9 protein-coding genes are annotated in these 13,365 nt (G+C 38.8%); all 9 read right to left on the reverse strand.

Translation table 11 applies throughout. The annotated features are described in order from the left end of the window. Positions 1 to 59: 59 nt before the first annotated feature. The 9 genes from ACFSR6_RS20080 to ACFSR6_RS20120 all read right to left on the reverse strand — a co-directional run bounded on the left by ACFSR6_RS20080 (position 60) and on the right by ACFSR6_RS20120 (position 13,304). A complete protein-coding gene (locus tag ACFSR6_RS20080) occupies positions 60 to 1,193 on the reverse strand; it encodes a thioredoxin family protein (RefSeq protein WP_379082241.1) in 1,134 nt (377 codons plus the stop codon). Positions 1,194 to 1,197: 4 nt separating this feature from the next. Next, the gene (locus tag ACFSR6_RS20085) at positions 1,198 to 2,694 is read right to left on the reverse strand and encodes an aspartyl protease family protein (RefSeq protein ID WP_379082243.1); all 1,497 of its coding nucleotides are present in this window, start codon (positions 2,692 to 2,694) and stop codon (positions 1,198 to 1,200) included. Between the two features lie 20 nt (positions 2,695 to 2,714). Continuing rightward, positions 2,715 to 3,869 (reverse strand): TlpA family protein disulfide reductase, encoded by a 1,155-nt coding sequence (locus tag ACFSR6_RS20090; RefSeq protein WP_379082246.1) that lies wholly within the window; start codon positions 3,867 to 3,869, stop codon positions 2,715 to 2,717. 74 nt (positions 3,870 to 3,943) lie between these two features. Beyond that, positions 3,944 to 5,323, reverse strand: a complete 1,380-nt coding sequence (locus ACFSR6_RS20095) for a TlpA family protein disulfide reductase (protein WP_379082248.1) — start codon at positions 5,321 to 5,323, stop codon at positions 3,944 to 3,946. A gap of 30 nt (positions 5,324 to 5,353) precedes the next feature. Continuing rightward, positions 5,354 to 6,877 carry a PKD-like family lipoprotein gene (locus ACFSR6_RS20100; RefSeq protein ID WP_379082250.1) on the reverse strand — a complete coding sequence of 508 codons (1,524 nt, stop codon included), beginning with the start codon at positions 6,875 to 6,877 and terminating at the stop codon, positions 5,354 to 5,356. A 20-nt stretch (positions 6,878 to 6,897) separates the two neighbouring features. Continuing rightward, positions 6,898 to 7,659: a DUF4843 domain-containing protein gene (locus tag ACFSR6_RS20105; RefSeq protein ID WP_379082253.1), complete on the reverse strand. Its 762-nt coding sequence runs from the start codon at positions 7,657 to 7,659 to the stop codon at positions 6,898 to 6,900. Between the two features lie 16 nt (positions 7,660 to 7,675). Further along, positions 7,676 to 9,109 (reverse strand): RagB/SusD family nutrient uptake outer membrane protein, encoded by a 1,434-nt coding sequence (locus ACFSR6_RS20110; protein WP_379082256.1) that lies wholly within the window; start codon positions 9,107 to 9,109, stop codon positions 7,676 to 7,678. 9 nt (positions 9,110 to 9,118) lie between these two features. Next, positions 9,119 to 12,211, reverse strand: a complete 3,093-nt coding sequence (locus tag ACFSR6_RS20115) for a SusC/RagA family TonB-linked outer membrane protein (protein WP_379082258.1) — start codon at positions 12,209 to 12,211, stop codon at positions 9,119 to 9,121. Between the two features lie 31 nt (positions 12,212 to 12,242). After that, positions 12,243 to 13,304, reverse strand: a complete 1,062-nt coding sequence (locus ACFSR6_RS20120) for a FecR family protein (RefSeq protein ID WP_379082260.1) — start codon at positions 13,302 to 13,304, stop codon at positions 12,243 to 12,245. Positions 13,305 to 13,365: the final 61 nt, after the last annotated feature.

A 13,365-nucleotide genomic window follows, 5' to 3' on the forward strand; every position in this document is an offset into this window, starting at 1 on the left:
CTCATTAACTACATTAACTATTAAATATTCCACCACTTCTACATGATGTAATTTCTTGTTTATTTTGAAGATGAAGCCTCAGCAGTTTCTGGTTTCATTTGATACCTGGCTATATAAGCTGTTGCCATTTTTACAAATTTGGTATGGCCGGCTTCGTCTTTGGCCAGCCGGTGTACAGCTGCAGCTGTTTTCATGTATTCAAGCCCGCTGTTTTCGGTAACGATAGTATTGGCCCATTCGCAGAAGAGCCTGGTTACCTCAGGGTTGAAGCCTTTTTTAGCTGCCAGCGTACTGTAAAGTGCATTGAAATGATACTGATATAAAACCGGATTTTTGATTGAAAACTTCAGAAAACCCACCGTATCTTTTTTCATCCCCAGATAGTACTTGCTGCCCAGGGTTTGAAGGCATATTTTCCAGGTTTTATCAGAAAATTTTTTCTTCTGGCTGGCCAAAAACCCATCAAAAGCTTCCTGATCTGAATTTGTTTTCAGTGCTTTAACCAGTTTCTGGCTCAATCCGTAGTCTACTACCGGTTGTAAAACCTCTTCGCCATAAAGCGCGGCAAATCCACTATAATCTGCAAAAATGGTTTCAATCGCTTTTTCATCTGCTGATCTGGTAACCAGGTAGGGCAATAAGGCATTTTCGGCTTTAAAGTTTTTTAAAGTATCGGTATAGGCAGCAATGGTTTCGCCCGTTACTCCTTTACGCGTTTTGCAGAATTCTACGTAAAATGCCGGATATTTTGTTTCGTTATAGCTGGCAGAAAATCCCGACAAAAATTTATGCTGTGCAGCTTTTTGGCGGGCATCAGCAAACAGCGCAATCAGGTTACCAGGATCTTTATATCCTGATGAGGAACTGATGAGTTTTCCATCTCCATTTAAGACCAAAAAGGTAGGAAAACCATTTAAAATATGTTGAACCTTTAAAGTATCGCCCAATTTATCTTTAAAAATATCAACTTTAAGCATCAGAAAGTTTTTATCCATTTCTGCCTTAATCAGCGCATTTGGAAAAACATTTTCGTCCATTTGGGCGCAAGGAATACAGCCGGTGAAGTAACAATCGACAAAGATGAGTTTATTTTCTTTTTTAGCCTGCTTCAATATGCTGTTTAAGGATTGATTTTGCGCCAGGCAGCCTATAGCGGTTAACAACAGGCAAAGGGTATGAAATACTTTTTTCATAAATCTATTTTTTGGTTACTGAAATATGTTGTTTCGCTCCGTCGGCGATGTAAGTAATTTTGAAGATTTTACCTGCCGGTGCACTTAAAACGGAAAGCATTTTTTTGTTGTCTTTAAGCAAAGTTACTGCTGCAACATCATCAATACTTTCGATAATTTGTCCAGCTTTCAGGGTTTCGCCTTCTACAGGATTTACTACACTGAGCAGCTTTAATTTCCCGTCAGGATCGAAACCGAAAAGGTAAGCACCCAAAACAAAATCATGAGGAAAATTAAAGGTGTGATTGGGCACAAAATGAATTTCCTTCTGCTGCATGTTAATGGTGAAGTTGTAACGGCCAATGGTTCTGATGCCAATAGAGCCATCAAAACCCGGATTCCAGTTTTCGCTCTGTCCACCTCCCGCCATCAGGGTAACCGGAAAATCGGTTAACCTGGGCATATTCGCAAAAGAAAACGATGCCGCCCGGCCACTATAAGTCGGCGTGCTCATGCCCATGCTCGTAGTGGTACCGTTATATTCGGGTTTAAAACCGCTCACCAGTAATTTATATTTTTTTACAAAGGGCCTGAAGCAAATGAGATTGTAAGATGCGCCGGTATCGAAAACAAATTCGCCCGTATTGGCCTGCCCAGGTACAACACTAACCTCTCCCGGAATAATAAACAAACCAGCCGGAACGGTTACCGGCACAGATATGCCCTGATCCTGATAGGTATAATCACCGAACGTGTAAAGCGAAAGCTCTTTTTTATCGAAATCTACTTTGGTAATATAGTTTTTAGCGATGCTGTTGCCAATAATGCCATCGCTTCCCTTGTGCATTTCAGGAAAAATGGCAAAACTCTGGTTTTTGAGCACAAAGGTGTCGAGCCTAATGGTATTCCCTTCTGAAACAGCAATATTCATGTTGCCGCCTACCACCGAGGTATTTTGCTGACGGTTGGCTTTAATGCCAACCGAATCGGCCAGGGCTTTGGTAATGGCCATGCCATCAGCTCCAGTATCAAAAAGTAGCTTTAAAGGCCTTTCGCTGGTATTAACTTTTACGGTTAAAATAATCGAGCCATTCTCGACTTCGAAAGGGATTTTGGATACCAGTACCGACTTTTTATAGCGGTTCATGCCGTAAAGCTGATCGAAAATATCAGCGTAAAGCAGCTTATAGCTCGTATCAGTATAAATGCTGCTTTCTTTACCCGCTTTTCCTTTGCTAAAAGGCACTATGGTTAAGCGCATCATTCCGGCTGCTTTAGTTTCATTTTTGAGTTGAATCGAATCGCATGGATACCGTTCCAATATTGTTTTTAACAGCCTTTCGGCCGAGGGCCTCGTATAAGCCGCAATTGAAAAACTGCTGCTTAATTTGGCTGCGACCGGATCAACTGCCTTTTGGGCAAACATCAGGTTCATGCTTTCAATAAGTGTATTGGCCTGCTGTGCCCGAAGCTGGACCGACCAAACCGAAAACCCAAGAAATAATATTGTTTTTATTTTCATTTTTATCTGAGCAGGAACATTTAAAATCCATAAATTTTTTCGAGGGCACGGTCAATATCATCCGTTGCACTCGAAGTAATACGGAGTAATATTTTGCCTTCGTTACTCACCAGTATTTTGGTCGGAAAAGCAATGATATTATAATCTTTTACCAGGTTTTGCTTTTCAATACTCTCGTTATTGAGGATGTTGATGTAGGTTAGCCCATCTTCTTCTATAGCCTTTAGCCAGGCAGTACGTGCTTCTTCCAATATCTTTTTCTGTTCTTGCGCAATGGCAATAATTTCGAAACCTTTGGTTTTGTATTTGGTGTATAAAGCCTTTAAATGAGGGTTGCTGGCGCGACATGGCCCACACCAACTGCCCCAAAAATCGAGCAATACGGTTTTTCCCTTAAAATCAGCCAGGTTAATCAGCCTGCCATCCTTGTCATTTTTTTGAAAACCAATTGCATCCGAACCATCAGGTGTAGCGCTTACCTTTTTGATGTAAGCTTTAATTTTTTCGGCAATGGAATGATTTTTATACCGGGGGGATAGACTGTTCCATGTGGAAATAAAATCGCCTGCTGTATAGAGGTTTTCCATTCGCGTTAATAAAAACACTGAGGCAAAAGCATTGGGGTGTGTTTTAACAAAATCTCTTTTTACATTAACGAGTTTTCTGTTGATGGCTGTAGCCTCGGCCATTAAAACTTCCCTGTTTGCGGAACTGGCCGCTTTTCCTTCATTAAAAAGCTCTTGCATAATCTCATAATTACGCATTTCGCCTTTTTTTACCAGTTGCTTATATACCGCTAATGCATTATTTTCTTCATCGCCATTTACATCGGCAAACTGAACCAGTAGCGCATTGCCATTTATGCTAATATCCCGATCAAAAACGAACAGATCTAGTTTTGGTGCAGGATTTGAATTCTTGGTGCCTGTTCTTGATATCGAGACGTCAAAACGGGCAATGGCCGGATTTGGCAAACGCGGCACTTTTAATGCAAAAGCATCATTATTGGCATTGGCTTTATAGCTCCTTGATAAACCGGCATCATCTGTAAAAGAAATCCATACCGACTTATTACCCAACCCTTTTAAGCGGCCAGAAATTTGGATGCTATCGTTCTGGGAGTAAGCTTTAGGTAAAAAAAAATGCAAAAGCGTAGCTATAAACAATGTTTTCATTGTTTTCATATTAGATGTTTTTAAGGCAAAAAAGACTCCGGCCATTGGTTTGTAGCCGGAGTCTAGGACGACGACTAGTTAGCGAGTGTTTTTTGTAATAATACTTTTAATTCAGGATTAGATGGACGCGGAGAATCAACGGTCACAATCTTTCCTTGTTTATCGAAAACCAGGAAACGTGGTATGGTGTTCACCTTATAATATTTCGAAAATTCATTCTCAGGCCCTCCGGCAAAAAGTTGTAAACCACCCAGATTTTCATCTTTGATCATTTTTTGCCATTTTTCTTTATCCTTAACGGCATCAGTTGATAGGCTGATAATTTGAACATCGGTACCTTTCATTTCTTCTTCCAGTTTTTTCAGATAAGGAATTTCGGCCCTGCAAGGTCCACACCAGGTAGCCCAAACATCTACCAATACCACTTTACCCTTTAAGCTTTCCATAGTAACCTGCTTTCCATTTTTATCTTCGTATGCAAATTTAAAAGCATCGGTACCGGGCTTATAAGTCAATAAAGGATTCATAATGGCAGCACTTCTATCCGCCTGTCTTTTGGTAAGGATGTATTTTTCCCTGCCTTTTATCAGTGCTTCGTACTCGGTAATCGTTTTATAACCTGCAGCATTATCTAAAATCAAATCACCTTTTAAAGTATCGTTGGGTACAAAAGATGCCATTAGATCGACACCTTCAGGGCCGCGTTTATAGGCTTTACCATCTTGGCGCATATTTAGGCTAATGAGGCCGGTTAAAGTTCTGAAACCATAGGGATAGCTATAAACATTTGCTGTCGTTTTTGCAAAATCGCCGGTTTTAAGCGTGCTGTAAAAATTGCTGTATTCTTCAACAGATGGATGTGCACTCCTTGGGGTATTTAAGAAGTTGGTTGCATAGCAGGCCAGATCCCAGGCCATAATAGATTTAATTTCCTTATCGAAATTTACATTTCCGGTGGCTTTACCATTTAAGAAAGTTTTACTTTTGGCTACAATTTCTTCCTGCTGAGGGAAATAATCAACAAAGGTACTTTGCACTTTCATAAAGTTAATGGCTTTTTGCTCCAGCGGATTTGTTAAATCGTGCCATTGGCTTAACACGGTATTTTCTTTCGAATTCTTTTTACCTGTTAATACATAACTTGAGTCTAATAGGCTTACTGATAATTCTTCGCCGCCTTTAAAATAGAATTTATAGTTATCGTTCGGGCTACCTTCATTACCAGTACCAATTACGTACAAACCTTCATACTCAGGATAAAAAAGAAAACCAAACTGGCCTTTTTCGGCAGGTATAGTGTTGGCAATTTCTACTGCCTTGCCATCTTTAACTTTAAAAAGTTTAACGGCAGAAAGGCGTTTTTTCTTTAACAATCCTTTTACTTCTACAGGCAATTGTGCCATAGCTGTTAGTGAGGCCAGGCATAAAAGTCCGGCACTTAATACTTTTTTCATTTTCATTGGTTTTATTTGGATGATTTTTAATTAACGTTCCCTGTAGGTTATGCTTTTTACCTTTCCGAAACCAGAAAAGCTTTTAGCCAGGACTAAATCGCCCATAACGGGAGGTACAACGTACGTATTGATACTTCCGTTAGTGCCTTCGGGCAAAGCAGGGTCGTAAAAAGCAACCATTAAGTTATTGCTGTCTTTATATTTGGTAGTGTTTTTAAAATCGTAGAACTGTAGGAGTGATATTTTCTTGTTGCCTAAATCAACAACCGGTTTGGTTGTTTTTAAAGACATATCGTACTCGTAAACTTTACCTCCAATGCTGTAAATGATATAACCCAAGGCCGGACTCACTGCATAAAACTCTGCGTTGGCAAAATTCGTAGCAGTAATCTCATCATAATAACTTTGTACAAGTGAGGCACTGTTAAACCTGGCCAGGTATCTTTTGGTTGAATTCGGATCTTTTAAAACACTAAAAACCTCTCCGCCATTGTAAGGAACCCAAGCCATGTACAACAAATCCATTCCTGTGCTGAAGCTGAATTTTCTTTGGGCCAGATCAGGGTCAGGTAATGTGGTACAGGTTGAATTAGATCCTGTGTGTTTTACGAAACGCCTGTTGGTTTTATCATAAAAAATGGCGTGCGAAGTAGCAGAGATATTTTTATCACCACCAACAAACGGGGCTACTTTAAATTCTTTCTGTTCGGAAGCGATATAGCTAATCGGAGAAGAAAAGTAAATATTTTGAACCCGCTCATAATAATATGCCCCCTCTTTTCCAATCATATATGCCGATCCGGATCCCCGTTGTTGAATTACATCAGCATAAAAACCTGCCGGAGTGCTTCCAAACATTTCGTAAGTCAGGTTCATAGTAGGCGTCCATTTAAAAGTATTGGGTTCCACCTTTGTAGTAAACTGATCGGTACCCAGGTAAATACCAAAGCTTATTTTATCTGGTCCGATTAAAAGCCCTGTATTGTAATTATAAATCATAACGGGCTTTCCAGATAGTTTAAGTTCTGATCCTGTACCGGCAAGCAAATCGTTAATAAGATCAAAACCTCCGGCTGTATTAAGCGATAACATATCAACCCTGGCCTGATTATTTACGTCACACATTAACATCCACCCCTCGTTAATTTCATTAACAACCTTTAAAGTGAATGCAACCCTATACTTAACACCACTGACTTTATCTGTTATGGCATAATATGCCTGATAAGAACCTGCTACCACGCGCATGATCTGCTCTAAATTCCGGTTCTGATCTAAAATAAAGAGCTTGTTCCCTCCCAACCCGTTCGGACCAATATAACTCCATTCGTAGGTATATTTAGATTCATCAAAATTCGGGTCAAGGCTAAACTTAATTAAAGGTTTAACAGAAACTGTTTTACCATAGGTAGCCACTACTTCGCTGGGCAATTCTGCTATGGATTCTAACTTATTAATTTCATTATAATCATAATTTCCCAGGTCTTTTTTACAAGCACCCATAGTTATGATTAACAGCACAATAAAAAGGCAACTGTATTGTTTAAGTTTCATTTTATCTGATTTAAAAATTATTATTGAACAGATGGTCCCATTATCATAATGCTTCCATCATCTTCCAGAATTGTATTACCCTGCAACTTCTGATCATTAAGATACCTTTGCATGTATTTTGCATAGGCAACCATTTCAGCAACGGATACAGAGGCATCTAAATAAGCCGGGTCGATATTGAGTACAGCGACCATCAGAAACAATTTTTTCCGCGTAAATGTACCCAGGTAAGTATCTAACCATCTGGCAGGTTTTTTAATGATATCGTTTATGTACCATCTGTAATTAATGTATGAGATCTTTTTCCCTGTAGTTTGATTGGTAACTTTGTTGTTCATACCCGTGATAAAATTCTCATTTTCAAGCAAATCGAAACTCAACAAAAACGTATTGGTTTGCATATCAGCTTTTCTCATAAATTTTATCCTTACCGTATCCTTTAGCTGGTTTTTCTTAATAGAAAAAGATTTATTCAGAATTTCGAAATGCACTCCCTCCTTAGCGGTAGAAGAAGTATTAACCGTTAATTTGTAGGGCCTATCCTGCGCAGATTTTGCACCGGTAGTACTTACTACCATATTAACTACTGAATCCTGTGATTTTGCCAAACTAAAAGAAACAATGGTAGAATCTTTTATTATGTCTCCGGAAAAAAGCGGTAACCTGGCAGCATCATTAAAATAAATTGAATCTTTCGAATCATAGGTGTTCAATGGCTTTTCACAAGAAAGCATTATCAGGGTAACCATAAATGCTATTATTGATACAATATTTTTTTTCATCTTTATAAAAATCAGGTTAACGGTATTGAGATTCAGAAAGCGGTAACGGAATGGCATAATTTACCGTAATGTTTGATGTACTGGATCCGTTTGGAATTGAGGTTACGTTACGACGCTTGTAATAGTAAAAAAGCTGACCTTCGCCGTAAAATTCTTTCTGATACTCTTTCTGCAATTCTGTATTAATGTTTACTGTAGTAGCCAGATTGGTAAGCCCGCGGTTAAACCGAACAACGTTTAAATAGTTGTTTATTCCATCAGCTGCATTTGGTTCAGACTCGGCAGCGATATAATAAAGCTCACTGATTTTGATAAGTGGAATGGTAAACCGGAATAGCTTGGTTTTATCAACCACGTCTGTATATTTTAAAAATGTTTTATATGGCTTAAGCCCCGTAGATGGTGCCTGCCAGTTTAAATTATACCGGTAGTCATTCTCATTATTTTCGAATACAGCTGTAAGTCTTGCCGGAAGTGGGGCCAAAATATTTTGATCTGTATTGGATGGATCAAAAATAGAAATGTAGGTATTGTATAGTTGGGTGTTTAAAATACCAAATATCATTTCAGTCGAAAATATCCGGTCGGGATTAATTTTTTCTGAAAGAGCATTAGTTACGGTTGTCCACGGAAAGAGGTTTGCCTTTTCGATTACTGATTTAGCTGCTGCCAATGCAGAAACTTTATCGCCACGATATAAAAAGACCCTGGCTTGTAATGCTTTTACCGCATAATAATTTAAGCGGTAGTTTCTGTTGTTTTTTAAGAAATCGGCTGTTTGGGTATTGCTCACCAGGTTGACTCCTGAAGTTATAATAACATCGCCTTTTAATAATTCTTCTGCCTTTTTCAAATCGATTATTACCTTATTCATAAATTCATTGGCAGGCAATAACGGGTTGATCGAAATTTTTGTCTCATCGTAATATGGCAGGCTCTGTTTGGTAGAATCAGCTGTGCCATATCTTGGCCCAAACAAACGCAACAAATCAAAATGCAGGTATGCTCTTATGGCCAGTGCTTCACCTTTATACACCGATTCGGTGTTTTGATCTACAACACCCTTATACTTTTCCAGGTTCTCCAAAAAACTGTTTACATTAAGAATTCCGGCATAAGCATCAACCCAGGCCGACTCCAATCTTGTTGTTGCCGGCGCATCCGTATAGGCATAATTGGCTATTTTGGTTAAATTATGAGTAGATGGAATATTATATCGCTGTGCCAATACCTCTGTGGTATTTAACGTAAGGTTAGCACCATATAAATTACTACCGGCCAATGAAATATAAATTCCGTTTAAAACAGATTCTATGCCCTGCTTGGTAGAAAAAAGTTGGGTTTCCATCACTTTATCTTCTGGTTGTACCTGTAAAAACTTTTTACAGGATCCGAGTGTAATCACCACGGCCAGAGAACATACTATTAGTTTTAAATAACTTGTTTTCATATCTAAAGATTAAAATGAAGCTTTAAGTGAAAATGCTAACGTTCTTGCAAAAGGATAATCTATTCCTCTTTCTCTTCTCACGGTTGATAAGTAGAAAAGATCATTAGTGAGTAAGTTGAGACTCAGATTAGTTAATCCTGCACTTTTCAGCCATTTTGCCCCATCGAACATATAGCCAAAATTTAATGATTCGCTGCTAAACGAGTTTTCAGTTTGCACAAATCTTGATGATTGCTGGGTAACTGCTGTTTGTGAAATCCCCTTGAATTGTGATATATCACCAGGGCTTTTCCAACGGTCATAAAGTGCCCTTTTATCCTGATTCAAAGCTGCATCAGCAAAAGAGATATTTTCTACTTTATTAAATAAGGCCCAGTTATAAATATCTCCACCCAATTTATACCTGAAACTTGCACCCAGGCTAAAGTTTTTATAGCGTATATTGGTAGAAACAACACCTTCTACTACCGATACGGTATTACCAACATTTGTAATATCTGCCACATTGTAATCAAATGTATACTGGCCATCTTTAGTCAGAAAAATTTCTCTTCCGGTTGCCGGGTCAATCCCTAATGATCTTACTGCCCATATCGCCTCGGCACTATTCCCGTCGTTATACCTGATTAATGAGCTGCTGCCGTCCTGTTTTTCCTGCTGTTTGTTAAGTGTGTTTAGTGTATTGCCAAAACCACTATATCTGCTTTTATAAGATGAACCGGTTACACCTATGCTCCATGTGAAACGTTTAGCCAGATTATAAATCGGAAAAAAAGTAAGTTTGGTTTCTAAACCATTATAAGTAAGTGCTCCAATGTTGTAGGGAAAGGCAACAACACCTGTAGACGATGGTAAATCAACCGGAACAATTAAAGGGTCGGTTTTTTTGTTGTATGCATTTACATAGCCTGTAAAACGGTTATTAAATAAGCTAAAATCAATTGATGTACTGATCTGCCTTGTTTTTTGTGCAGCCAGATTCGGATTTCCCAGTGTACTTAAGGTAACACCCTGCCCAAATTGATTATAGTTGGTATTGCTGTTGTAATTATAAATAGAAACTGAGCTCGTATTACCATAATTCTGGTTACCCGTTATACCCATATTTGCAGTTAACCTTAACGAATTAATCCATGGGCTACCTTTTACAAAGCTTTCGTTATGGATATTCCATCCTAAACCAAAAGCATAATAAGGCGAAAACTGTTTATTACTGCCATAAGCGGTAGACCCATCTAATCTATATACCGCATCAGCCAAGTACCTGTTATCATAAGCATAGTTGGCAGATATGGTAGAATTTAAGGTTCTGTATATCCGGCTACTGGCTGATGGGGCCCCATCTAACAGGTAACTATAAGCAAACCTCGGATTTCCTAAATTTCCTGCCGGAAAACCTTCCGCAACACTTCCATACCCATTATTATTTTCTTCTGAAATGGTATTTCTCCAGTTCGCGTTAATTACATGCTTTGCAGCAATAACCGTATGGTAAACAAGCATTAAGTTAGCCTGATAAGATAAATTCTCAGTACGGTAATCGGTATATTTACCTTTTCTTAAATTAGGTGTATTTAGAAATTCTGACATTTCCGACGATCGATAATCTTTACTAACCCCGGTTCCCTTGGTAATTTGTAAGCCACCATTCAACCTTAAGGTTTTGCTTAAATCATAGTTCAAATTCAGGTTATTCTGAATTTCAAAGCCCTTTTTGGTGCTGTACTGTGGTTGGATAGCATCGAACAAAGGATTGGTTACAAAAAGTTCCGTTCCGTTCGAAGTTCTCGAAACCTCCAAATAACGGTTATCATTACTCTTTTCAAAATAAGGGTTGGCATTAACAAAGTTCGAAAATGATCCGTAAGGAGAATCGTTGCTGGAATTACCCCTGATGTAGGTAATGTTGTTAATATTCAATTTCCGAGTTCTGTAGGCCAGGTTAATCGAACCGCTGTAACTATCCCTCCCTGATCCTTTCATAGCGCCTTTACCTACTCTATAATTCATTCCCAGATTATAGGTAAAAGCGTTATCACCGCCCGATGCATTAATGGAGTTATTGGTTGAATAGCCATTTTGTATAGGTTCGCTTAACCAATAACTATCTACGCCACGTTGCACATTAGCAAGGTGCGAATTATAAAGTCCTTCTAAATAAATCACTTGGTTAGGACTCGATTCGGCTGCCGTATATCTACCGGATAAACGTTCAAACTCCAGTTTCTCAGTTGCATTCATCATATTGTAAGCAGAGAGATCAGGTAATTCAACACGGAAATCCTGAGAGTATGAAAACCTTAGCTCGCCAGGTTTTGGTTTTACCGTCTCAATAACAATTACACCATTAGAAGCCTGCGCGCCATATAATGCTGTTGATGCCGCATCTTTCAGAATGGTAACCGATGCCACCCTGTTCATATCCAGATCAACAATAGTTTGCAGCGTTGTTGGGAATCCATCTAATATAAAAAGTGGTTGGTTTGGATCCTGTCCAAACTGGTCTTTTAATGTGGTACTGGGAATGCTACTTTTACCACGAACTTCGATAACAGGCAAAACATTCGGGTTTGAACCGGCTGCAATATTTTCCATAACCAGAAATGCAGGATCTACTGTTCTTAAACTTTGGATTATGTTATTGTTCCCGATTGCCTTAAGCTCTTCGCCAGAGAAAACAGCAGTTGTACCAGTAAAGCTATCTTTCCTCCTGTTAATCCCTGTTCCGGTTACAACAACCTCTTTGTCCAGGCTGGTAGCGCTTTCTTTCAAAACCACTGATAACGAAAAAGTTCCACCATCTTTTACAATCCCTGTTACGATGTTGGACTCATAGCCAATAAAGTTGATGGTAAATCTATATGGCCCTGCGGCTAATCTTACAAAGGTAAATACCCCGTTTTTATCTGATGAGGTAGTTGTTCTTACCCCGGTTTGCACATTTTGCGCAATAATGGTAGCTCCTACAATAGTTTCTTTGGCATCTCTCACAACTCCCTTAACTGCAGGTGTTTGCGCATAAGCCTTTACCCCAAGGTAAAGACAAAGCAGTAGCAGTAAGGTGCGTTTTGGAACGCTCCTTTTAGTAAAAATTTTAATCATGAAGTTAGTTTGGTTTAGTTGTACTCTGGTTTTATTTAATCTTCTTTATCGTATATCCCACATCAGTTTTATCTACAGTAAGGTTATTTAATGAACCAATCATTTTTAAGAAAGCATCAATGTCATCGCGTCCGAATTCATATTGCCCTTTAAATTCCAATTTAATAAGCTCACTGGGAGTAAAATTTATTTTTATGTTAAGTTTAGTTTCAAGAGCATTAAAAACCCCTGACAGCGGTTCATTGTCAAAAACAATCGCTGCCTCCGTTACAATTGCTTTTCCTGGATCCAATGTCTCCAGTTGTTTAGGTGCCACAACATTAAACGGCTTAACACTAGCCGCATAAGTCTGCATATTTACTATAAATACCTTTCCCGGCAGTAAATAAACTGTTTCTACCCCCGCCGATAGGAGCTTGTTTTGAGGTTTAACCACTACCTTTCCTTCAATTAACCGCACTTTAGTATACAAACCTTTTTTAAAGGCAGTAATTTTAAAAACAGTACCCAATGCAGTGGTTGCCAGGTTATTTGCAAAAACAGTAAAAGGTTTGGTTTTATCTTTATGCACCCTGAATAAAGCCTGGCCAATTAAATTAACATCCCTTTTTCCCTGATCAAAAGGGAAATAACTGACTTCACTTTTCGGATACAGTTCAACAATGGTTCCATCGGGTAAAGTATAGGTTCGTTTCACGGCTGAGGTATTGGTAATAAACGTTTCAACCCTGGTAACTGGCTTTGAGCGATTAGAAGCAACGTAGCTTGGATTTGCTACCCGGTTATTTCCCAATTTGTAAGCTACCAATCCTACTGTTGCAATTAATACAATTGATGCCGCATAAGCCAAGTATCTGAAACGGATACGCCTGGTTTCCCGCTTATTGTGAATATGATCGAGCACGTTGACATAGATCCGGTCCGAAATTTTTTCATCAACCTTTTCAACAGGTTCAAAATGTTCCCATTCCTCGCTGTTTAAGTAAATTTCGCGGTTGTTTTCATCAGCAAGATACTTACTCACCAGGCGGGCTTCCGCGGCAGTACATTGGCCAGAAAAAAACTTCTCCACAAGCTTTTGGTTGATTTGCATAACTACATTACGTTTTTGAAAGCGCTTTACCCCTAGTGAAGTAAAAATATTTTAGATAATT

The sequence above is a fragment of the Pedobacter vanadiisoli genome (assembly GCF_042684385.1).
In the GTDB taxonomy this organism is placed as follows: Bacteria; Bacteroidota; Bacteroidia; order Sphingobacteriales; family Sphingobacteriaceae; genus Pedobacter; species Pedobacter vanadiisoli.